This window comes from Nocardia alba NBRC 108234, from assembly GCF_001612665.1.
Classification (GTDB): domain Bacteria; phylum Actinomycetota; class Actinomycetes; order Mycobacteriales; family Mycobacteriaceae; genus Nocardia; species Nocardia alba.
The window spans coordinates 39,099-60,774 of sequence record NZ_BDAX01000023.1 but is presented as its reverse complement, the minus strand read 5'-3'; the positions used below and the strand labels follow the sequence as shown (position 1 = coordinate 60,774).

The 21,676-nt window shown below is 67.7% G+C and carries 24 protein-coding genes; 12 read left to right on the top strand and 12 right to left on the bottom strand.

The genetic code is table 11. The features are described from left to right. The first annotated feature begins 14 nt into the window (after positions 1–14). Together NA12_RS24020 and NA12_RS24015 are read left to right on the top strand one after the other, a co-directional pair. Positions 15–1,139 (top strand): PPE family protein, encoded by a 1,125-nt coding sequence (locus NA12_RS24020; RefSeq protein WP_067455617.1) that lies wholly within the window; start codon positions 15–17, stop codon positions 1,137–1,139. Then, positions 1,136–1,972, top strand: coding sequence for an ESX secretion-associated protein EspG (locus NA12_RS24015; protein ID WP_067455611.1), 837 nt, complete (start codon positions 1,136–1,138; stop codon positions 1,970–1,972). The genes NA12_RS24020 and NA12_RS24015 overlap by 4 nt, the downstream gene beginning before the upstream one ends. A gap of 71 nt (positions 1,973–2,043) precedes the next feature. On the opposite strand, the gene NA12_RS24010 is transcribed toward NA12_RS24015, so the two are convergent. From NA12_RS24010 to NA12_RS24000, 3 genes are all read right to left on the bottom strand, one after another. Beyond that, positions 2,044–2,712, bottom strand: coding sequence for a histidine phosphatase family protein (locus tag NA12_RS24010; RefSeq protein ID WP_067455608.1), 669 nt, complete (start codon positions 2,710–2,712; stop codon positions 2,044–2,046). Next, the gene (gene pheA, locus NA12_RS24005) at positions 2,709–3,623 is read right to left on the bottom strand and encodes a prephenate dehydratase (protein ID WP_067455605.1); all 915 of its coding nucleotides are present in this window, start codon (positions 3,621–3,623) and stop codon (positions 2,709–2,711) included. Before pheA ends, NA12_RS24010 begins: the two co-directional genes overlap by 4 nt. Before the next feature lie 112 nt (positions 3,624–3,735). Continuing rightward, complete coding sequence (locus NA12_RS24000) at positions 3,736–4,158, bottom strand: hypothetical protein (RefSeq protein WP_067455603.1); 423 nt, start codon at positions 4,156–4,158, stop codon at positions 3,736–3,738. A 102-nt stretch (positions 4,159–4,260) separates the two neighbouring features. Here NA12_RS24000 and NA12_RS23995 point away from each other — a divergent pair, with 102 nt between their 5' ends. From NA12_RS23995 to NA12_RS23975, 5 genes are all read left to right on the top strand, one after another. Then, on the top strand, positions 4,261–5,022 hold the full coding sequence (locus tag NA12_RS23995) for a DUF2470 domain-containing protein (protein WP_067455601.1): 762 nt from the start codon (positions 4,261–4,263) through the stop codon (positions 5,020–5,022). 58 nt (positions 5,023–5,080) lie between these two features. After that, positions 5,081–5,857 carry a CPBP family intramembrane glutamic endopeptidase gene (locus tag NA12_RS23990; RefSeq protein ID WP_067455598.1) on the top strand — a complete coding sequence of 259 codons (777 nt, stop codon included), beginning with the start codon at positions 5,081–5,083 and terminating at the stop codon, positions 5,855–5,857. A 158-nt stretch (positions 5,858–6,015) separates the two neighbouring features. Beyond that, positions 6,016–7,416, top strand: a complete 1,401-nt coding sequence (locus NA12_RS23985; protein ID WP_132369797.1) for an LCP family protein — start codon at positions 6,016–6,018, stop codon at positions 7,414–7,416. 9 nt (positions 7,417–7,425) lie between these two features. Further along, a complete protein-coding gene (locus tag NA12_RS23980; protein WP_067455595.1) occupies positions 7,426–7,956 on the top strand; it encodes a ferritin in 531 nt (176 codons plus the stop codon). A 137-nt stretch (positions 7,957–8,093) separates the two neighbouring features. After that, the gene (locus NA12_RS23975) at positions 8,094–8,642 is read left to right on the top strand and encodes a ferritin (protein WP_067455972.1); all 549 of its coding nucleotides are present in this window, start codon (positions 8,094–8,096) and stop codon (positions 8,640–8,642) included. A gap of 238 nt (positions 8,643–8,880) precedes the next feature. On the opposite strand, the gene NA12_RS23970 is transcribed toward NA12_RS23975, so the two are convergent. From NA12_RS23970 to NA12_RS23955, 4 genes are all read right to left on the bottom strand, one after another. Continuing rightward, entirely contained in the window at positions 8,881–9,801 is a 921-nt protein-coding gene (locus NA12_RS23970; protein WP_067455594.1) for a DUF5926 family protein, read from the bottom strand. Between the two features lie 62 nt (positions 9,802–9,863). Continuing rightward, positions 9,864–10,631: a glycerophosphodiester phosphodiesterase gene (locus NA12_RS23965; RefSeq protein WP_067455593.1), complete on the bottom strand. Its 768-nt coding sequence runs from the start codon at positions 10,629–10,631 to the stop codon at positions 9,864–9,866. Beyond that, positions 10,628–11,587: a DUF4328 domain-containing protein gene (locus NA12_RS23960; protein WP_084473056.1), complete on the bottom strand. Its 960-nt coding sequence runs from the start codon at positions 11,585–11,587 to the stop codon at positions 10,628–10,630. The genes NA12_RS23965 and NA12_RS23960 overlap by 4 nt, the downstream gene beginning before the upstream one ends. A 110-nt stretch (positions 11,588–11,697) precedes the next feature. Beyond that, positions 11,698–12,057, bottom strand: coding sequence for a rhodanese-like domain-containing protein (locus NA12_RS23955; RefSeq protein ID WP_084473055.1), 360 nt, complete (start codon positions 12,055–12,057; stop codon positions 11,698–11,700). Between the two features lie 336 nt (positions 12,058–12,393). Between NA12_RS23955 and NA12_RS23950 the strand changes: the two genes are divergently transcribed. The 4 genes from NA12_RS23950 to NA12_RS23935 all read left to right on the top strand — a co-directional run bounded on the left by NA12_RS23950 (position 12,394) and on the right by NA12_RS23935 (position 15,587). Further along, positions 12,394–13,005 carry a hypothetical protein gene (locus NA12_RS23950; protein ID WP_067455588.1) on the top strand — a complete coding sequence of 204 codons (612 nt, stop codon included), beginning with the start codon at positions 12,394–12,396 and terminating at the stop codon, positions 13,003–13,005. 177 nt (positions 13,006–13,182) lie between these two features. Beyond that, positions 13,183–13,806 (top strand): superoxide dismutase, encoded by a 624-nt coding sequence (locus tag NA12_RS23945; RefSeq protein WP_067455585.1) that lies wholly within the window; start codon positions 13,183–13,185, stop codon positions 13,804–13,806. A gap of 199 nt (positions 13,807–14,005) precedes the next feature. After that, positions 14,006–14,533: a peptidase gene (locus NA12_RS23940; protein WP_067455583.1), complete on the top strand. Its 528-nt coding sequence runs from the start codon at positions 14,006–14,008 to the stop codon at positions 14,531–14,533. A gap of 349 nt (positions 14,534–14,882) precedes the next feature. Then, positions 14,883–15,587 (top strand): TMEM165/GDT1 family protein, encoded by a 705-nt coding sequence (locus NA12_RS23935; RefSeq protein ID WP_067455966.1) that lies wholly within the window; start codon positions 14,883–14,885, stop codon positions 15,585–15,587. Between the two features lie 13 nt (positions 15,588–15,600). On the opposite strand, the gene NA12_RS23930 is transcribed toward NA12_RS23935, so the two are convergent. Beyond that, the gene (locus NA12_RS23930; RefSeq protein ID WP_067455580.1) at positions 15,601–16,239 is read right to left on the bottom strand and encodes a TetR/AcrR family transcriptional regulator; all 639 of its coding nucleotides are present in this window, start codon (positions 16,237–16,239) and stop codon (positions 15,601–15,603) included. Then, positions 16,236–17,114 carry an SDR family NAD(P)-dependent oxidoreductase gene (locus NA12_RS23925; RefSeq protein WP_067455577.1) on the bottom strand — a complete coding sequence of 293 codons (879 nt, stop codon included), beginning with the start codon at positions 17,112–17,114 and terminating at the stop codon, positions 16,236–16,238. The genes NA12_RS23930 and NA12_RS23925 overlap by 4 nt, the downstream gene beginning before the upstream one ends. Before the next feature lie 304 nt (positions 17,115–17,418). On the opposite strand from NA12_RS23925, the gene NA12_RS23920 reads away from it, so the two are divergent. Next, on the top strand, positions 17,419–18,186 hold the full coding sequence (locus NA12_RS23920; protein WP_067455575.1) for an SDR family NAD(P)-dependent oxidoreductase: 768 nt from the start codon (positions 17,419–17,421) through the stop codon (positions 18,184–18,186). 57 nt (positions 18,187–18,243) lie between these two features. Here NA12_RS23920 and NA12_RS23915 read toward each other — a convergent pair whose 3' ends face one another. From NA12_RS23915 to htpG, 3 genes are all read right to left on the bottom strand, one after another. Beyond that, entirely contained in the window at positions 18,244–19,050 is an 807-nt protein-coding gene (locus tag NA12_RS23915; protein WP_067455572.1) for a class I SAM-dependent methyltransferase, read from the bottom strand. Positions 19,051–19,058: 8 nt separating this feature from the next. After that, entirely contained in the window at positions 19,059–19,508 is a 450-nt protein-coding gene (locus NA12_RS23910; RefSeq protein WP_067455569.1) for a GNAT family N-acetyltransferase, read from the bottom strand. 194 nt (positions 19,509–19,702) lie between these two features. Beyond that, positions 19,703–21,664 carry a molecular chaperone HtpG gene (gene htpG / locus NA12_RS23905; RefSeq protein WP_084473054.1) on the bottom strand — a complete coding sequence of 654 codons (1,962 nt, stop codon included), beginning with the start codon at positions 21,662–21,664 and terminating at the stop codon, positions 19,703–19,705. Between the last annotated feature and the right edge of the window lie 12 nt (positions 21,665–21,676).

Genomic DNA, 21,676 nt, shown 5'->3' with positions numbered 1-21,676 from the left:
GGGGAGAAACAAGCATGACCGCAGGGATCACCGGGGTGTTCTGGCTGCCCCGTATGGCCGAAGTGAACTCAACCACCCTCAATACGGGCGCCCATGCGATCCCGATCAGCGCCGCGGCCACCTCGTGGGGCGGGCTGGCCGCCGCGTGGGGCGACGCCGCCTTCACCATCACGCGCGTGATCGCCGAGGTCGGCGTCGGCCTCCAGGGCGTCAACGGCATCGCCGTGCTCGCCCGCCTTGCCCCGTTCGCGGGCTGGGCCAGCCAGCAGGGCATCGCGGCCGCGGCGATCAGCGCCAAGTGCGCGGCCAACGCCACCGCCTACACCGTCGCCTCGATCGCGATGCCGAGTCTGCCCGAGATCATCGGCACCAACGCCGCGGTGACCGCCTCGGCCAACCCGCCGGGTGTCGTCTCCGGCGCCTTCGAGGTCGCCGAAGTCGCGCGCAACGCCATGGACATCCGCGCCGCGCTGGTGATGGAGACCTACGAGGCCGCCACGTCGGCCACCGTCGCCATCCCCAGCGAGTTCACCATGCCGCCCGCCATCGCCAGCGGTGCCGGCACCGCCTCGGAGGGCGACTTCGGCGGCGGCGATCCGCTGCAGACCGCGGTCGCCGCGGCGCAGGCGTTCGTCTCCAACCCCGGCGTGGTCAGCGCCGCCACCCAGGCGGCCAACACCGCAGGCGGCGTGCTCACCAGCGGTGTCAGCACGGTCGGCAACATCGGCGCTTCCGCGATCTCGGCGGCCACGTCCACCGTGCCGGCGGGCACCGTCGCCGCGCCAGTCATGGCGAGCGTCGGGGCAGCGGGCGCCGCGGTGGGTGGTATCTCCACCACGTCGGCCGGTCTCAGCGGCGTCAGCGCGGGGTCGCTGAAGCTGCCCGAGGGCTGGGGTGCGCCCGCCGCGAGCACCTCCGCGAGCGCACCGGTCACGGAATCGGTCATCAGCCGGGTCGAAGGCGGCGCACCCGTGCGCAACACCGGCACCGGCGGCAACCCGCTGATGGGCAACCGGCAGAAGGGCGAGGAGGACGATGAGCACGATGGCATCGACTACATCCGCTCCGACGAGTTCACCGATGGTCGCTACGCGGCCGAAGGTGTGATCGGCGCCAACCACACCGGATCGGCCAAGTGACGGTTCTCGGCACGGGCAGTGGAGGTTCGCTGCTCGGCGCCGTCGTGCTCTCGCTCGACGACATGCAGTTCCTCCTGGAGAAACTGGAATTCGACGAGATGCCCGTGGTGCTCGACGCCATGGGCCGCTATGACAACGTCACCGCGCACGACGCCGCCATGAACGTGGCGGGAGCCGCCCTGGCCGAACGCGATCTGCTGTTCGGCCAAGCGGTGGCACCCGAGCTCGCCGAACGGCTGCGGGTGCTCTACCGGCCGCAGTGGATCATCGCCCTGCGGTGGGTGGTGGCAGGCCAGGTCAACCGATTCTGTCTGGCGCAGGGCGACGACCGCGCGGTCGTCGCCCTGCGCGGGCCGGATTCCTACGTCATCGACGACGCCGGGCTCGATCTGCCCGGCGCGGTGCTGCAGGCACTGGGACCGGTCGACGCGCTCGAGCTGTACGGGATGAACGCTCCCACCGAGCAATTGGCGCCGATCTTCGGTGACACCGGTGACGCCGCCGCCACCACGAAGCGCCTGACCAAGGTGGGCAATCCGACCACCGACGCGCAGGCGCTGGCCTCGGCACTGGTGGAGATCCACTCCTACGCCGAGATCGTCGGCGTGGCCTACGGCGACGGCACCCGCGACATCCAGGACAACCACATCGCCGTATTCAACACGCGCGCGGGCAGATTCATCATCACCGCCAGCGTCGCCGACGACGGTGTGAAGTGGTCGTCCATAGCCAGCGGCACCAGTGCCCGCCTCCGCACCGCGGTAGCCGACCTCATCGAATCCCTACCGGTCCGAATCGAATTCCCTACCGAGGCAGCCGCTAACCCGGCGTAAGCCCACGCCCCACCGTTCACCACCGAACGCCCCCACAACTCAGCCGCAAACCGTAGGCGCAGCCGGAGCGTTTAGCCCATGGGGTCGTCCGCCGATGGGTCGGCTTTGATGGTGAACGGTGGGGTGAATTTTCCCCACCGAAGGCACTCCCAGCCGCCGTCTTCGGTGGGGAGAAGCTCGATGGTCTCGGTGTTGTCGAGGTGGTTGTTCGTCGTGAACGGCGGCGCCACCCCGGCCAGCGCCTTGCCGACCAGGCGCATGGCGGCACCGTGGTTCACCACCAAGACGTCACCGTCGGCGTCGGCGGCCAGGAACTCCTCGCGCAGGCCGTGCAGGACGGGCAGGATGCGGGCCAGCACTTCGTGACCCGATTCGCCGCCGGGGGCCCTCACGTCGAGTTCGCCCAGATGCCAGCCGTGATAGATCTGCTGGAAGAGTTCGTGCGCTTCCCGGTCGGAGCGGCCGTGCAGATCGCCCACCTGCACCTCGAACAGACCGTCGAGGACGTGAGCCGGTGTGCCGGTGGCTTCTTCGATGTGGCTCGCGGTCTGGCGGGCGCGCAACGCGTCCGACGACACCAGCACCTGGGGCGCGCGCACCAGACCGGCGCCGAACGCCTTCGCCTGCGCCACACCACGTTCGGTCAACGGCAAGCCGGGTACGGCGGTGTCGAGGATCTTCGCGACATTGCCCTCGGTCTCGCCGTGGCGCACCAGAATCAGTTTCGCGCGGGTAGTCATAGGTCCGCGACCCCCTTTCGCAATTGCGTCAACCATTCTGCCGCGGGTTCATCCGACGGTGGCGGCGTGCCGACTGCCGCTGTGGCAGGCCATGATCCGAGGAAACGGACATGGGCCGTGCGGTGTAAGGCTTTCAGCGTTTCCGCCACCGCCGGGTCGTCGAGGTGTCCGACACAGTCGAGATAGAACCGGTAGGTGCCCATCCCGGTGCGGGTCGGACGCGATTCGATGCGCGTGAGATCGACTCCACGCGTGGCGAATTCGGCGAACGCGCGCATCAGCGAACCGGGCTCGTTCGGCAGTTCGAGGACGACGGAGGTCCGGTCGGCGCCGGTGGCGGCGGGGGCGATGCCCGGCAGGGTGACCAGCACGAAGCGGGTGATGGCCTGGTCGTGGTCGGCCACACCGGCGGCTAAGGTCTCGAGGCCGAGCCGTTCGCCCGCCAGCGCGGTCGAGATCGCGGCATCGGCGGTGCCCGCGGCCACGTCTTCGGCGGCGGCCGCGTTGGACGCCGAGGTGAACGGGCGCGCCTCGGGCATATTCCGGGCCACCCACTCCCTGACCTGCGCCGCCGCCACCGGATAGGCGGCGAGGGTGCGCACCTGCGCCAGCGAGGTTCCTGCACGTGCCAGGATCGTGAAGGTCACCTCGAGCTCGGTCTCGGCCATGATCTGCAAGCGCGGTCCGATGGCGAGGGAATCCAGGGTCGCCGGGATCGAACCCTCGACCGAACTCTCGATCGGCACCACCGCGCCCTCGACCTCGCCGGTTCGGATCAGATCGAGCGCGGCTCCCTGGCTGGGCGCGGCGATCCGCTCGACCGGCCCGTCGAAGGACCCCGAGTTCTCGAACTTCGCCAAGGCCATCTCGGTGAAGGTTCCGGACGGTCCGAAATACGCAATACGCGGCACACCGCCAACTTTAGCGGCTGGGTTTTTGGAGCGCTGGCGCGCTCGAGCGGGGCCCTTTGGGTAGAGACATACAGGGGTTACCCGGCCCGGACTGGGGCGGATGGGGGTGGGGTCAGTGGTCCAGGATTTGTAAGGCTTCGGTGATTGCTTGTTCGTTGGGGGTTTCGATGGACAGGAGGACGGTGCGGGTGGCCTCGATGGCGGCGGGCTTGAGCGCCTTCAGGAAGGGGAGGTCGGGGGTGGTGAGGGCGGTGGGGATGTCTTCGCCGCAGAGGGCCGCTACGGTGCCTGCCAGTACGGCGAGGGCGCGGGGGCCGCTGGTGGTGCGGGCGACGAAGCCGTGGTCGGCGTGGGCGATGCCGGCCAGGAAGGCGGTGAGGTCGGGGTCGGGGATATCCACGTCCACGGGGGTGGGGGAACTGCCGTCGGGGCGGACCAGGTCTGCCACGAGGCTGCGGCGGGCGGGGGCCGACAGGTTGAGCAGGACGGGTTCGGCGGGGGCGGGATGGTCGTCGCCGTGGTCGTCGTGCGTCATCTGTCCACCGTATCGGCTCGATTCATCGGAGTGTCCCCTTGCGCGGTCAGCGTTTGTAACTTAGCTTAGGTTTACCTAATCAAACGTTTCGCGGAGGTTGTCATGTCGAGCCCCACCACGATCCTCGCGCCGACCACCGCCGAACGGGTGCGAAGCGCGTGCGCTCATGCCGAGACCGCGGTGCTCGCGCTCCCAGGGATCGACCCGGTTCCCACCACGCTGCACCACCTGCGCCGTTGCGGCGACGCGGTGATCGCGGTACCCGGGTCCTCGCTCGCGGCCGCGCTGGCCGCCACCGCCAACGAGACCTCCGCGGTGCTCGAACTCACCGATCACGCACCCCTGCCGCTGCGGGAACCGGTCAGGGCACTGGTGTGGCTGCGCGGATGGGTGCGCCAGGTACCGGAGCAGGCGCAGCGCGCGCTCGCCATCGAAATCGCCAAGGACTACCCGCATCCGGGTCTGCTCGATGTCGGACACGGCGTCACACTGCTGCGGATCGTGGTGAACTCGGCGGTGCTGGCCGACACCGCGGGCGCCGAGTCCGTCGACCACGCCGACCTGCGCGCCGCCACGGCCGATCCGTTCTGCGACATGGAAAGCGCCTGGCTGCAACACATGTCAGAGGATCACGCCGATGTGGTGGCCCAGCTGGCCCGCCACCTGCCGACCCGGCTGCGGGGCGGGTTGGTGCATCCGCTGGCCATCGACCGGTACGGGCTGACGCTGCGGGTCGAGAGCAATGACGGCGACCATGATGTGCGGCTGCCGTTCCCGACACCCGCCGACGACATCCAGTCGTTGAGTCGCGCGGTTCGAGTGTTGGCGGGGTGCCCGTTTTTGAATGGGTTGCGGCGTATTTGAGGTTTGACCGAGGCCCGGCGGGGGTGCCGCGGGGTGTTGGCTGCTTAGACTGCGCGGCATGCTTGTCGAACCTCCCCAGGACCCACTGAGCGAGCGGGACAGGTTCGGGCTGCGGGTCGAGATCGTGGTCGTGCTGCTCGTGACCTTCGGGTTGAGTGGGATCAGTGCGGGTCTGTCGCTGCTCGATTCGGCGTTGTCGCCGGGTGGGGTCGGTGGGCGCACAGTGGCGTTGAACGCGTCGCGGTCGAACAACTCGTTCCTCGATCTGCTGTTCCAGCTCGTCGGGATAACCCGGCTGCTCGCGTGGGCAGCGTTGGGTCTGTACCTGTTGTGGCGCAGCGGGATCGGGCCGAAGCTGATCGGGCTGGCCCGGATTCGGCGCGGCGATGTCGTGGCGGGTGCGGTGCTGGCGGCGGTGATCGGGGTGCCGGGGCTGGCGCTGTATCTGGTCGCGCACGCGATGGGGGTGAGCGTCACCATCGTGCCGAGCTCGCTGTCGGAGCACTGGTGGCGGCTGCCGGTGCTGATCCTGTCGGCGTGTGCGAATTCCGTCGCCGAGGAAGTGCTGGTGGTGGGGTATCTGATCACCCGGTTGCGCAGACTCGGCTGGTCGGAGAATTCGTCGCTGGCTGCGTCGGCGCTGTTGCGTGGCAGCTATCACCTGTACCAGGGGATCGGCGGCGGCCTCGGCAATATCGTGATGGGGGTGATCTTCGGCCGTTACTGGCAGCGCACCAACCGCCTGTGGCCACTGATCGTGGCGCACGCGACGATCGACGCGGTGGCCTACCTCGGCTACAACGTGCTGCGTGGGCGCGTCGGCTGGCTGCCGTGAGACGCCCGCCCGGTCAGTGATGTGAGCGGCGTGTCGCGGCGAGTTTCGCCACATCACCGCGTTTCGCGCTAACAGTGGCCCTCGCGCAAGGTATCCCAGTAGTACCGGAGCGCGCGCAACCGACTCACGCGCTCCACGATCAGTAGAGTTTGACGGTGATGAACGGCGACGATCCCCGCGAGGACCCCCGTAGACGCCGGGTGCCGCCGATGTCCGGCCGCCCCGGCGGCCCCGCGGTGCCCCGTCCCCAGCCGCCGCAGGGCCGCGCGACGCCGCCCGATCCGCGCTCCGCCCGCCCGCCCGGCAACGACCGGCGCCCCCAGCCCGAGGACGGGCCGACGGTTCGCTACAACCCGTCGCCCCCGCGCGGCGCCTCGCATGTCGAACCCACCCAGGTGATGCACCGCCGGAACTCCGGCGACCAGCCGTTGGCCTATTCGCAGCTGCCGTACGAGCGCGAGAAGCCGCGTCAGCCACCGCCACCGCGACCACCGCATCGTGAGCAGGTCAGGCACGCGCCGACCCAGCGGCCGGTCCCCCATCACGATTCCCTCCCGCCCCGGCGCACGCCCCCGCCGATCGACGGCGGAAGGCAGCCACAGCCGCCGCGGCGCAGGCGCAAACGTCATCCGTTCCGGTGGTTGTCGGTGATCATCGTGCTGTTGACCGTCGGCCTCATCGCCGCGGTCGTGAGCCTGGACGACTCGCTCACCCGCATCACCGCACTGCCCTCCTACAGCGACCGCGTGAGCAATACCCCCGGCACCAACTGGCTGCTCGTCGGCTCCGACGGGCGCGGCGGTCTCTCCTCGGAGCAGGAACAGGAGCTCGCCACCGGCGGCGACACCGGGCCCGAGCGCACCGACACGATCATGTTGGTGCACATCCCCGGCTCCGGTGCGACCACCATGGTCAGCCTCCCGCGCGACTCCTACGTGAACATCCCCGGCCACGGCAAGGACAAGCTGAACGCGTCGTTCGCGATCGGTGGCGCCTCGCTGCTGGTGCAGACGGTGGAGGAAGCGACCGGCGTGCGGATCGACCACTACGCGCAGATCGGTTTCAGTGGTTTCGCCAACGTGGTCGACGCGTTGGGCGGATTGGAGATGTGCCTGGACGAACCGATCGTCGACCCGCTGGCCGGGCTCGATCTGCCCGCGGGTTGCCAGGAACTCTCCGGTCCGCAAGCGCTCGGTTTCGTCCGCACCAGGGCCACCCCGCTCGCTGATGTCGACCGGATGAACCACCAGCGCGCGTTCATGGCCGCGCTGCTGAAGAAGGCGACGAGTGCGGGAACCCTCATGAATCCGTTCGCGTTGTGGCCCATGGCAACCGGGATCGCGGGTTCGCTGAAGGTCGACGACGGTGACCACATCTGGAACCTGGCCGCGCTCGGCTGGGCTATGCGGGGCGACACCGTCACCACCAGCGTCCCGATCGGCGGATTCGACGACACCGATGTGGGCAACGTGTTGCTCTGGGACAAGTCGAAGGCCTCTGGGTTCTTCGAGGCGCTCGCCACCGATCAGCCGATTCCGGAGGAACTGCTCACGCGGTAACGTCGAGGTATGTCCGAGTACCTGTCGTTCACCGAACTCCTGCGCGACCAGGTCGGCGCCGGTCTGACCGCAGCCCATCAGTATCTGGCCGCCGCCGTCTACTTCGACGCACAGGATTTACCCGAGTTGGCCCGGCAAACCTACGCGCGTTCCACCGCGAACCACGGACACGCGATGCGCATGGTGCAGTACCTGCTCGACCGTGATGTGCCGGTCGGGATCGGCGGGCTCGGCGAAGTACGTTCCGAGTTCGATTCCCCGCGCGCCGCGATCGCCTTTCTGCTCGATTGCGAACGGGTCACCACCGCGCAGATCAGCACCCTTGCCGCGGCGGCTCGTGACACGAACGACTTCCTCGGCGAACAATTCATGCAATGGTTCCTGGGTGAGCAAGTCGACGATGTCGCCGGAATGAACACGCTACTCACTGTGTTCGACCGCCGGGGCAACCTGTTCGACGTCGAGGAATTCATCCGCCGAGAGCTGCGCGACACGGTACCCGCCGATTCCACGGCACCCCGAATGGCAGGCGCGCGTTAGACGTACGTCCTCCTGCGCGCGACCGAGAAATGGCTGCGCATCGGCGTTTTTTAGGAAATACTTGGTTAGGGAATACTGTCCTCAATAAGGCTGCACTTGGATGACAACCCCCGATGACCAGCACTAATGTGGCGGTCATGTCGATTCATCCGGAAGCCCCGCGAAGCAAGTTCCATACTCTGCTCCAAGACCAGATCCGGCATGAGTTCAATGCCGAGCACCAGTACATCGCGATCGCTGTGTGGTTCGACAACAACGACCTGCCGCAGTTGGCCAAGCGCTTCTACGCGCAGTCGGTGGAAGAACGAAATCACGCGATGATGATCGTGCAGTATTTCGTGGACCGCGACATCTCCGTGGAGGTCTCGGGCATCGACGCGGCGAAGTCGAAGTTCGAGTCCGCCCGTGAGCCGATCGAGCTGGCGCTGACCCAGGAGAAGACGGTCACCGACCAGATCGTGCAGTTGGCGAGCACCGCCCGCGAAGAGGGCGACTACCTCGGCGAGCAGTTCATGCAGTGGTTCCTGAAGGAACAGGTCGAGGAAGTGGCGAGTATGACCACGCTGCTCAATATCGCCGATCGCGCCGGGTCGAACCTGTTCGATCTGGAGGAGTTTATGTGGCGCGAGTTGAGCAAGCCCAAGGACACGTCCGGCGCGCCATCGGTCGCCGGCGGCAGCGTCTAGCTTCGACGCGCAAGGATTCGGCTCGCGGGCAGCGAGCCGAATCCTTTGTGTGCGTTTACCAGCCGGAGCCGGAGCCCAACCCGAGGTTGGCCAGTACGGTGCCGATCACGATCTGAGCGAGACCGGCGATAGATCCGAGAAATTCCACGATGCCTCTTAACTTTGCTGTTCACCGATTGAACGGTTCAGTCGTGAACCTAACGGATCGAGTCTGTTAAAGAGACATGTTTCATTTATTTCAGCGCAGGGTGACCTGACGCGAACGCAAACCATCGCGCGAACGGCGTTCCTCGCTGGTCATCGGCTCGTCGGAGGCCAGCGCCCCGGCCAGGCGAGCACCGAATTCACGGGCCGGAGCCTCCCATTCGGTCGGGTGCAGCTCGGGATCGAGGTCGAACACCGGCACCAGCAGACCGTGTGTGCGGAACGAACCGGCGAAGCGCGAACCCTCACCCATGTGCAGACCACCGGTGGCGTGCACGCGCGCCAGCGCCAGCATCAGCGCGTCCTCGTCCTCGGGACGCACCCAGCGCACATGCGCCTTCTCGCCCGCGTCGACCCACCAGGCCGCGCCGACGGAATCCGGGCCGAGGTCCAGCCGCGCCGACGGCATGATGGCCTGCTTGGCCTGCTCGATCGTCGCCGCCACCTGCGGATCCGGGGTGACGCCCTCGGGCACCCACCAGTCGAAGTCCTGGTGCACGGTGAGCTCGAGGTCGGCGCCGGGATCGATGACATCGACCAGACGCGGACCACCGTCGGCGGCGTCGGCGGAGTTCAGCGACTCACCGGGCTCGGCCGACTGGGTCCACAGGATCGCCGCCGCGATATCTGCCGACGGATCGGCGCCACGGAACTGCATCTGCGTGCCGACGAAGCCGACCGGCTCGTCACCGGCGCGCACCAGCGCGGCCACCGCGCCGGGCAGCACCGTCGCCAGGGTGACCTCACGCTGCGCGGCCACACCGGGCACGAGCTTCAAGGTCGCGGTCGCCGACGGCACGAACTCCCGCAGCGCCACCAGATCACATTCGGCGGCAAGACCCTCGAACGGCCGTGTCACGGCCGCGGAGGTCTGCTCCTGCGCCGCACGCCGCTGCGCGAGACGCTGGGCCCGATTACTGTCGGGCTTCGGACTGTTCCGCTTGCTTTTACCCACGCGTGGAGTTTATGGCCGAGCGGCGAGTTCGTTCACCGCGCCCCCTGCCAGTCCGCGTCCGGTCAGACTCCGGCGAGGAGAGCCTTCGTGCGACCGGGGTGATTGGTCGCGACCCAGCTGACGCCCAGGTCGGCGCACAACGTCACGTCCTCGGGATCGTCGACGGTCCAGCAGTAGGTGGCCCGACCCGCCGCGGCGGCCTTGTCGACCAGTTCGGGGTGTTCGCGCAGGGTCTTCACCGAGGGGCCCACCGCGGTCGCGCCGACCGTGGTGGCCGCGCCGCCGCCGAGGAACCGCGAGGATTCGCCGAGCAGCACCGTCGGCAACAGCGGCGCGGCACGGCGAATCCGCCAGACCGCGGTCGCCGCGAACGACATCACCACCGCGCGGGAATGATCGGCCGACGCGGGCGTGGCGATGCCGAAGCGTTGCAGTTCGGCGAGCACCTTGTTCTCCACCAGGGCGCCGTAGCGCACCGGGTGTTTGGTCTCGATGAACAGCTTCGTCGGGCGGGTACGCCAGTCGAGAACCAGCCCGATCAGGTCGCTCAGCGCGAGTACGCCCTGCGGCGCTTCGCCGGTGCCGAAGTTCATGTCGCGCAGCTCGTCCAGCGTCAGTTCGCTGACCAGGCCGGTGGCGTCGGCGGTGCGGTCGACGGTGCGGTCGTGCACGCAGACCAGGTGGCCGTCGCGGGTGAGCCGAACGTCGCATTCCACCCCGTCGGCACCCTCCTGCAGGGCTAGCTCGTACGCGGCGAGGGTGTGCTCGGGTCGTGCCGCCGACGCGCCACGATGGGCCACCACGAAAGGTGGACGGTTGTTCTGGCTCACTTGGCCACGACCTCCTCCTGCGTATTCTCTCCTGTCCGGCCAGAATCCGCGCGTTCGACCTCATCGTGCCCGGCATCGTCGCGCACCACGACAGCGCCCGGCTCGACGGGCGCGATGACGATCTGCGCGGGGTCGGCCGCCATCACCCAGCGATGCGCGGACCTGATGTCCCCGCGCAGATCGCGACCTTCCAGCGCGTGCACCATCCACAGGGTGAGGATCGCGAACCCGGCCGCGCACAGGTTGGTGAAGCCGGTGAACGAGACACCGTCGGCCTCGGCCTGCAGGGTCGACGCGTCTCGCCACAGCGTTGCCGCGATCAGCAGCAGTCCGCTGAACACCCAGGCCGCCCACCAGATCCGCACAGCCCGCCGCGAACGCGGATCAGGGTCGGCGCCGAGCAGTTCGGTGAGGAATACGCCCGGCCAGATCAGGTTGACGCCCGGCACCAGGCAGCCCGCGATCAGCGACCATCGCTTGCGCGGGTCACGCCTGCCGTAGGCGGTGAACACGATCGTGCGCGCCTCGATCAGCCAGGCGACCAGCGATACCGCGGTCACCAACGCGTAGATCGGCGCGATGACGCCGAAAACCAATACTGTCGCGTCGGAGATCGACAGCAGCCAGCCGGGGATGAGCCTGGCGCGGTTCTGCAACAGGATCAGGTAGCGGCCGTACTCGGCCAGCCCGGCTACCAGGAAGACCATCGCGGTGCCGCGCAGCAGCCGGTCGCGATGGGCGGAGATACCGCGCAGTGGGCGTTCGGGCGTGGGGGCAGGCGACGGTGGTGGATCCAGCAGGCCCCAGCGCGGGGTCTCGGTGTAGCGCGGGGTCGGCCCGAGCGGAGCCGAGGTAGCGGCGCCCGCCCTGCGGGTACGGTGGTCGGGTCGGCGCGCGACCCAGCGATAGTTGCGCTGGGCGGCGGGCGCGTCGACCGTGCCGGGCGAGAGCAACACCCCTCGACAGCGCGGGCACCAGTGCATCGGAGCGCCCTGCACTGCCCACCGCGCACCACAGCGCGCACATGGTTGCACCACCGAACTCACCCGCGCACCCCGCTTCCGGACTAGTAGATCTTGGCTTCGTGGTCACCGTCGGCGACCACCGGGCGGCCGGTCTGCTGCCAGGCCACCATGCCCCCCACGACATTGACCGCTTCGTACCCGATGTGGGCGAGATACCGGACCACCTCGATGGACCGGCCGCCCTGTCGGCACACGACGTAGAGCTCGGCGTCGATATCGAGCTCGTCGAGGCGGGCGGGCACGTCGACCATCGGGATGTGGATCGCGCCCGGTGCGTGCCCGAGGTTCCATTCGTCGGGTTCGCGCACGTCGAGCAGCTGCGCGCCCGGCGCCGGGTCCGCGTGGTCGAACGCGGCGGGTACCGCACCCACCGGCACGGCGGGGACATCGGGGCTCGTCACGCCTCGATCCTGCCATGCCGCGCGAATTGCCGGGCGAGCCTGGGCGAGGACGAGGTGTCGGGTGGGGGCCAGCTATCGGCCAGCACACGAACAACGGGAACCGGCTGCCGACAACGCCGACAGCCGGGTGGAACCAGCCGGGAACGACCGATCCGGGACTCCCCTCCATGTCATCCCGGAGCGGTCGTTCGCCGCTGACGTCGGGATTCGTGGACTGAGTTCTGTCCCGACATCTACTTGGACGCAAGTGAGACCGAATCGGTTCCATAAATACGAGAACACTAGAGAAAATCCTAAATCCTGGGATCTGGGCGGTCTGATCGGTAACCTGGGCACATGAACGTGAGCAGGGGGCTACTCGACAGTTTCGACATCAACGGCTTGAATACCGCTTTGTCCGAATCCACATGTCTAGGGGTAGAAGTGGATGCCGCGGCGGGCCGACTGCAACTCGCGCTGGAGGTGCTGACGTTACCCACGGATGGATCCGCGCCGATCGACGCAAAAGTTCTGCTCACCTTCACCGGAGTCACCCGCGTCGCGGCCTCCCTGCGCATCCAGCGCTGGGACGATGTCGACGCCCGCGTGCTTCCCCTGAGCCTGGACCAGCTCGACGATGCCATCGAGAGCTTCGGCGGCGGCGGTCTGCACGGCTGGGAGTTCATCGACCTCGACGACAGCGGGTGGGCACTGTGGAGCGAGTTGCTGAGCTTCGACACGGTGCTCGATCAGCGCATCGCGGCGCATGTCATCGAGTTCTCTCAGGAAGAAGGCATCGACCCGCGCGAACTCGATGTTCGGGTGTGGTTCGACAAGATCTCCGTCACCGACACCGCGGGGCGTGAGATTCCGATGAAGGAGTTCATCGACGGTGGGCAGCGGTGGTGGGACGCGCATGCCACCGGGGACGCCCGGACCACGAAAGCCGATATCGCGCCGCCGCTGTAGCGAGACGTTCGGGGGTTACCGCGCTCGGGGTGGCGGGATGGTTCGCGGGTGGGGAAATTTCGGGGAAGGGGAATGCGGGGGCAAGGTGGTCGGGTTGCACGGGGCGGGTGTACGAATGATGGTTGGTGTTGTCGTCCGAACTGGGCGCGCACAGCCCGACATACGGAAAGGGACATCGTGGCCGTCTACACGCTGCCGGAACTGGATTACGATTTCGGCGCACTGGAGCCTCACATCTCCGGTCAGATCAACGAGATCCACTACACCAAGCACCACGCCGCTTACGTCGCAGGCGCGAACAAGGCGCTCGAGCAGCTCGAGGAAGCTCGTGAGTCCGGCGACCTGGCTGCCATCCTGCTGCTGGAGAAGAACCTGGCCTTCCACCTCGGTGGCCACTACAACCACTCCGTCTGGTGGAAGAACCTCTCCCCCAACGGCGGCGACCAGCCGGACGGCGACCTGGCAGCGGCCATCGCCGACCAGTTCGGTTCGTTCGACAAGTTCCGCGCGCAGTTCACCGCTGCCGCCAACGGTCTGCAGGGCTCGGGCTGGGCTGTCCTGGGTTACGACACCCTCGGCCAGAAGCTGCTGACCTTCCAGCTGTACGACCAGCAGGCCAACGTGCCCACCGGCATCATCCCGCTGCTGCAGGTCGACATGTGGGAGCACGCCTTCTACCTGCAGTACAAGAATGTCAAGGCCGATTACGTGACGGCGTTCTGGAACGTCGTCAACTGGGCCGACGTGCAGGACCGCTTCGCCCGGGCCGTCGGCCAGGGCAAGGGCCTGATCTTCGGGTAAGTAGCGAATTCACGAAAGAGGCTCCTCGACAGCGTGCTGTCGAGGAGCCTCTTTTCGTACCGCCAGGTTTCGCACCAACATGGGACCGGCATGAGGCCCGGAGAGGCGGACTGGCACTCACTGGTACTTGTGTGCCAGATGGGTTTGGGGTTATTCCTGTCATACGGGCACAGTCGCCCCCGTTAGTCGGGAGGCCATCATGAATACACAGGGTCCGATCGGGATCACGCCGTTTCAGGCGCGTGGGCGATTGAGCGGGTTCGTAGTGTCGGGGCGGTGGCCGGATACCACCAAGGAATGGGCACAGGTGCTGGTGCTCGCCGTGCGGGTGGCCTCGATGCCGGGCCTGCTGGTGACCAGCACGGTGTTCGGGGTACGCGAGGAGCTGCCCGACGACCCGGAACCGGGCACGGTGGGGCTGGTCATGGCCGAGGGACCGATCCTCGGCGATCAGGCGATCGAACCCGGCCGGTTCGCCGCGCACACCCCGCCCGCGCTGCTGATGCTGCATCCGCCGTCGGAGACGCGTCCCTCGCTGCCCGAGTGCGTGGGCGCGGCCTCGGGCTGCGTCCTGCTGCCCGGCGTGCCGCACCTCGGTTTGGAGCATCGCGCGGCGTGGGCCGAGGCGGAGCTCGACGGCACGATCACCTCGCTGGTGAGCCGGGTCGGGATGGATCTGATCAGCGATCCCGATACCGCGGTGCTCGCGATGCTGCTGGCGGCCTGAGTCTTTCGCTCGCGACGGGTTGGCGAACCACTGGCAACGGGTCTGCGTGGTGCGGAAATCAGGGCAACCGAACTATCGCCGCCGCATACCCAAACTTATTGTGCCCATTGAGATTTGGATTACCAGGTCTTGGCATACCGGGAGCTATCGGGCTAGAGTGGAGCACAGCGAAGGGGAGTAGCCCGCAATCGCACAGTCGACATACTGATCGCCGAGGCGGTCCGGCTGTGTGAACCGGTCAGCACCGGTGGGCGAGACCTTCGGCCACGAACCGATCCGTCGACCGGTGTGGCTGAAGGCGCACCCGTCTCTCAGCCACAGGCCGGAGTATTTCCTGGGAGCTGACTTCATGATCGCCACGATCCTGCTGAGTTTCGGCGTGCTCTTCCTCGCCGAACTCGGCGACAAATCGCAACTCATGGCGCTGACCTTCTCGCTGCGCTACCGCTGGTGGGTGGTGCTGGCCGGCATCAGCGTCGCCAGCGTGGCCGTGAACCTCATCGCCGCGGGCGTCGGCCATTTCCTCGGCACCGCGTTGCCGGCGGAGGCCATCGCCGTGATCACCGCGCTCACCCTGCTCGTGGTCGGCCTCTGGACCCTGCGTGATGCGCGCAGCGGCGACGACGACTCCGAAGACGCTCCTGAACCGCCGAGCACCCGCAACGCCTTCCTGGTGGTCATCTCCGCCTTCACCCTCGCCGAACTCGGTGACCGCACCATGTTCGCCGCCGCCGCCCTGGCCTCCAGTAACAACTGGGTCGCCGTCTGGATCGGCTCGGTCGCCGGCATGGTCGCCGCGGGCGGACTGGCGATCCTGGTCGGCAAGTTCGCGGGCAAGCACCTGCCCGAACGCGGGATCGCCTTCGCCTCGGGCCTGCTGTTCCTGTTCTTCGCGGCCAAAACCGTCCTCGACGCTTTCGTGCCCGCGCTGGGCGGTTGGGGTTCGGCGGGCCTGGCGCTGATCGTCCCCGCCCTGCTCGGCATCGGCGCCGTGGTGTGGCGGCGACGCGAGCCCGCGGGGCGCGAGAGCGGACTGGCCGAGATCGCGGACTGAGCGCGCGCGCCGATCAGGCGAAGGCGTTGCCGTAGAGGGTGCCGGAGCGGCGGGCCAGGGCTATCAGCTGGTCCTTGATGCCGCGCAGGCTTTCCGGATCGTCGGCGGCGATGCGGCCGGTGACCATGGCGCCGATGGCGGCGGCCAGGGTCGCGCAGGCGAAGCGCTGGTCCTCGGATTCGGCGCCGAGCATGGTGGAGACCACCTCCGCGAAGCGATGCTGCAGGTCCATCCGCGCCTGGATGGCCGACGGGCCGACCGCGTAGACCTCCACCAGGAACAGGCGCGCGGAGGCCGGGTCGTCGATCATGTGGTCGAAGTACGTGGTGAGAATGCGATCCATGCGGGTGAGCGCGTCGGTGTCGACGCAGTCGGCGATCACCGTCTGGAGTTTCTCGGCCAGCGCGCTCGACACCCGGTCGAAGGCCGCGTTGAAGCAGTCCTCTTTCGACCGGAACAACTCGTAGAACGTTTCCCGTGAAACCCCGGCGCGCTTGAGCACGGCCGCCACCGGCGTACCGACGTAGCCGCCGACGGTCATCGCCTCCCCCATCGCGACGAGAATGCGCTCACGCTGAGAGGCGACGACTTCCTCACGCGAGAGGTGGTGGCGTCCACGCGGAAGTTGTTGCCGCAGGGTCGAATCGTTCATGCTTGCCGTTCCATTCTGCGGGGTCGGGCGGGCTGTTCGGTTGTGAAGGGGACGTCCTCGGTGCGGGCGATGTCGATGGCACGAGCCAGTCGGTCGCCCTGCACCCGCTGCACGACCAGTTGGGCCAGCAGCCGGAACGGCCGGACCAACGCTACCCACCAGGGTGAGACAACGGTCTTGCGCCGTCGGGCTATAGCGCGTTCCAGCGCTTCGACCGCGGGCCCGACGGGCGAGCTCCCGGTGAGACTCGTCTCCTCCAGCACGGTGTGCGCGGCGACTGTACCGAATCCGCGCACCGTCATGTCGGTGTCGATCCCCGCGAAATAGCTGACCCCCACTTTCGCCCCGGTCGAGCGCAGTTCCGCCCGCAGGGTGGCGCCCAGCGAGGCGACCGCCGCGGCCGAGGCACTGTACGCCCCACCGAGCGGCAGCTGCACGGCGGCGGAGATCGACGACATCATCAGCACATACCCGCCCGGATGCGAAAGATGCGCGCCCGCCGCCGACACCGTGTAGGCGACCCCGAGCACGTTCACCGCGAGGGTTTCCTCCAGCACCGACGGGTCTCCGCCGATCATGGCCATCTGCTTGGCGACTCCCGCGTTGGCCACCAGCACATCGAGCCCGCCGAGTTCGCCGACCAGCGCCTCGACCACCCGCTCGACCTGTGCCCGATCGGCCACGTCGCAATACCGCCACGGCACATCGCCGCATTCCGCCGCCACTTCGGCCAGCAGTTCGGGCTCGAGGCCGAGCAGAGCGACGTGGGCCCCCCGCATCGCCAGCCTGCGGGCCAGCTCGGCACCGATCCCACGCGCGGCCCCGGTGATCAGGACCCTGCGCCCGGCCACCGAAGGACCGGCGAACGATCTCATGACGGCACGCTACCACCGGTAGACATCGGTGTTCACCATTATTTCCCCAGCGCTGCCGATGGGTGTTCCAGACCACACCCGGTTCACGCTAGGGTGCCACTATTGGCAAGCGGCACAATAAGCCGCGAGCCAAGGTTCTCGGGGCGACGACGAGCACGCTCTGGGCGCGCGCTGGACTGAGCCCAGGATGCTACAAAAGAGTGCCCGCCCACGGGCGGAGTCCAGCGCCGAGAACCGCGGCGGCAGCCGCGAATGAACACCGAGGACAGCGGCACCAGCCGCCAATAACACAGGAGGATTTGTCGTGGAGATTTCCGGTTCCGCCGCCATTGTGACCGGAGGCGCGTCCGGCCTCGGTGCCGCCACCGCCAAGCGTCTGGCCGACGCGGGGGCCACTGTGTTCGGGCTCGACATTCCCGCGTCCATCGAGCGCGCGGGCGACGACGTCCCCGCCGGCGTCACCTTGATCGCGGCGGACGTGACCAGCGGTGACGAGGTCGCCGCGGCGATCGCCCAGATCACCGAGGGCCCGGCACCGCTGCGCATCGTGGTGAACTGCGCCGGCGTCGGCTGGGCGGGTCGCATCCTGTCCAAGAACGGCCCGCACGACCTGGAGCTGTTCCGCACCGTCATCACCGTGAACCTGCTCGGCACGTTCAACGTGATGCGCCTGGCCGCCGATGCCATCGCCAAGACCGACCCGGTCGACGAGTACGGCCAGCGCGGCGTCGTCGTCAACACCGCCTCGGTCGCGGCCTTCGAGGGCCAGGTCGGCCAGATCGCCTACTCCGCGTCCAAGGGCGGCGTGCACGGCATGACCGTCCCCGCCGCGCGCGATCTCGCCCAGTTCGGCATCCGCGTGAACACCATCGCCCCCGGCATCATCGACACCCCGATGCTCGCCGGCGTCACCCCCGAGTACCGCGCGGGCCTGGAGGCGGGCGTCCCCTTCCCGTCCCGTCTCGGCCGCCCGGACGAGTACGCCCAGCTGGTGGAGTACATCGCGTCCCACGACTACCTCAACGGCGAGACCATCCGGATGGACGGCGCGCTGCGCATGGCCCCGCGCTAGTCACGCGGCCCAGCGATCCACGGCGCCCTGCCCACCCGGCAGGGCGCCGTCGGCGTCTCAGGGCGCGGTGCCGATGCCGAAGAGCGCGGTGGTGCGCAACGGGGTGTTCGGCCGGTAGGTCACCGTGAGATGGTCGATCGCCGCCGCGCTGCGACGCTGCCATTCCGGCTCGCCCACTTCGTCGCGCACGACGGCGAGCGCAGCACTGCTGCGGGTCAGCGCTTCCCAGAGGGCGGTCGCGTCCGGGAAGCGGACCTCGGCGGTGTACTGCTCGATCCGCACGTCGAGCAGGCCCGCCGCGCGCATCTCCGCGTCGAACACCCTGGGGTTCTCCAGGCTTCGCGAATCCGGTTGTGGGAGTGTGGCTGTGGGGTCGGCCGCGGTCAGCGCGCCGAACAGCGCTCGCATGAGCGAGGATTCGGCCGCGGGTGCCCAGGCGGCGACCACCGCGGTGCCGCCGGGGCGGAGCACGCGGCTCAATTCGGCGAAACCCTTGGCGCGGTCGGCGAAGAACATCAGGCCGAACAGGGACAGGCCCGCGTCGAATCGGTTGTCCTCGTAAGGCAGGTCCTGTCCGTCGCCGACCTGCGCGACGATCGTGGGGTGCGCGGCGGCCGCCGCGACCAACTGGTCGATCATCGACGGCGAGAGGTCGATGGCATGCACGCGGGCGCCGAGTTCGGCGGCGGCGATGCTCGACAACCCGGTACCCGCCGCCACGTCGACGATCTCCGATTCCGAGCCGATGGTGAGGTATTCGAGTGCGTGCGCCGCGAAGGGCGCGAGCACGGCCGCTCCGGTCTCGGCATACCCCTGCGCGACGAGGTCCCAGGGGCGAACAACGGACGACAACTGTTCTGACATAACAACCTTCATACCGGGCGCGTGAAGGTGACGAGGGCTCGGCCGGGCCCGTTGTAGTCGGGGACGGGGCCCGCGACGGTGAATCCGAGGCTGCGGTGGAAGTCGATCGAGGTGTAGTTGGCGGGTGAGGTTATCGCGGTGACGGTGGTGCGATTGTCGGAGCGCGCGATGCTGAAGAACGCTTCGTAGAGGGTCCTGCCGAGACCGCATTTGCGAGCGTCGGGGCGGACGGCCACGAAGTGGACGTAGGCGGCGTGTGGATCGGAGGGTGAGCCGAACCCGATGAGAAAGCCGGAGATTCCGCTGTCATCGGAGGTGACCAGGCTGGTCCGATGGAAGTGGTCGAGGAACATGCGGGGCAGATTGTGCACCGCCGCTCGACCCCACCAGTTGTCGACCACGCCGATGATGCTGTCGTAGTCATCGGGTCTCGCGCGACGAATCTCATGCCCCACCATCCTTCAATGGTCACCCGATCAAGGCGCCGAGGCACGAGAATTCCGATGAACAAATCCAACATCACAGAACAACTGATCTCGCACGAACATGGGTACCTCACCGGGCACGCCCGAAACGCCACCGACATCCCACCTCCGGCCCGGCGACTCACCCTCCAGCTCCCCGCGACCGGCAAAAGTCGCGGGGAGGCGGATCAGACGGTGCGGGTCAGGCGTTCGGTGAGGAGCTGGGCGAAGCGGGCCGGGTCCTTCAGTTCGCCGCCCTCGGCGAGAACCGCTGTGCCGTAGAGGAGCTCGGCGGTTTCGGCGAGTTCGGGAACCTTGCCCTCGTCGGCGTCGGACTTGCGGGCGTCGTAGGCGTCGCGCAGGCCCGTGACCAGCGGGTGGGTCGGGTTGAGCTCGAGGATGCGCTTGGACTCCGGCATCGCCTGGCCCGAGGCCCGGTACATGCGCTCGAGCATCGGGGTGAAGTCGTAGACGTCACCGACCAGGCAGGCGGGCGAGGTGGTGAGGCGGTTGGTGAGGCGAACTTCCTTGGCCACGTCGGTGAGCGTGGTGCCGAGCCAGGTGAGCAGGTCGCCGAAGTCCTTGTCCTGCTGTTCGCGCAGGGCTTCGGTTTCCTTCTTCTCGTCCTCGGTTTCGAGGTCGACCTCACCCTTGGCGATGGACTGGAAGGTCTTGCCCTGGAATTCCGGTACCGAACCGACCCACATCTCGTCGACCGGATCGGTGAGGATCAGCACCTCGCGCCCCTTGGCCGTGAAGGCTTCCAGGTGCGGCGAATTCTCCACCTGCGCACGGCTTTCGCCGGTCATGTAGTAGATCGAGTCCTGGCCGTCCTTGCACCGCTCCACATACTGCGCGAGCGTGGTGAGCTCGGAGTCGGAGGCGGTGGAGGCGAAAGACGAGACGGTGAGCAGGGTTTCGCGATTGTCGGTATCGGAGAGCAAGCCCTCCTTGAGCACGCGGCCGAACTGGCCCCAGAACGTCTGGTACCTGGTCTGGTCCTCGGCGCCCTGCATGTCCTTCACGGTGGACAGCACCTTCTTCACCAGGCGCTTGCGGATCATCTGGATCTGGCGGTCCTGCTGGAGGATCTCGCGCGAGACATTGAGCGAGAGGTCCTGGGCGTCGACGACACCCTTCACGAAGCGCAGGTACTCCGGCATCAGCTCTTCGCAGTTGTCCATGATGAACACGCGACGCACGTAGAGCTGCACCCCGCGCTTGTGCTCACGGGTGAACAGGTCGAACGGCGCGATCGACGGAATGAACAGCAGCGCCTGGTATTCGAAGGTGCCTTCGGCCTTCATCGGGATGATCTCGAGCGGCTCGTCCCAGGCGTGCGAGACGTGGTGGTAGAACTCCTTGTACTCCTCCTCGCTCACCTCGCTGCGCGGCCGCGTCCACAACGCCTTCTGCGAGTTGAGGACCTGATCCTCGACGATGGTCTTGTCGACCTTGTCCTCACCCTCGCCCTCGGTCACCGTGCGCTCGACCTGCATGCGGATCGGCCAGGCGATGAAGTCGGAGTACTTGCGGACGATCTCGCGCAGCTTCCATTCCTGCGTGTAGTCGAACAGGTGATCGTCTTCGTCGGCGGGCTTGAGCTCGAGGGTCACCGAGGTGCCCTGCGGCGCGTCGGCGACGGTGTCGATGGCGTAGGTGGAGCTGCCCGCGGCGGCTTCCCAGCGGGTGGCCTCGGTCTCGCCTGCCTTGCGGGTGGTGAGGACGACCTTGTCGGCGACCATGAAGGTGGAGTAGAAGCCGATGCCGAACTGGCCGATCAGTTCCTCGGCGGCGGCGTCGGACTTGGCCTCGGTCAGCTTGCGACGCAGGTCGGCGGTGCCGGACTTGGCGAGGGTACCGATCAGGTCGATCACCTCGGCGCGCGACATTCCGATGCCGTTGTCGCGGACGGTCAGGACCCGCTTGTCCTGGTCGACCTCGAGCTCGATGTGCAGATCCGAAGTGTCCGCGCCCAGGTCTTTGTCCTGGTAGGCGGCAAGCTTGAGCTTGTCCAGCGCATCGGAGGCGTTCGAGATCAGTTCCCGCAGGAAGGTGTCTTTGTTGGAGTAGACCGAGTGGATCATCAACTCGAGGAGCTGATGGGTTTCGGCCTGGAACTCGAGGGTTTCGACGCGCTGCTCAGTCACACCCCGATGGTA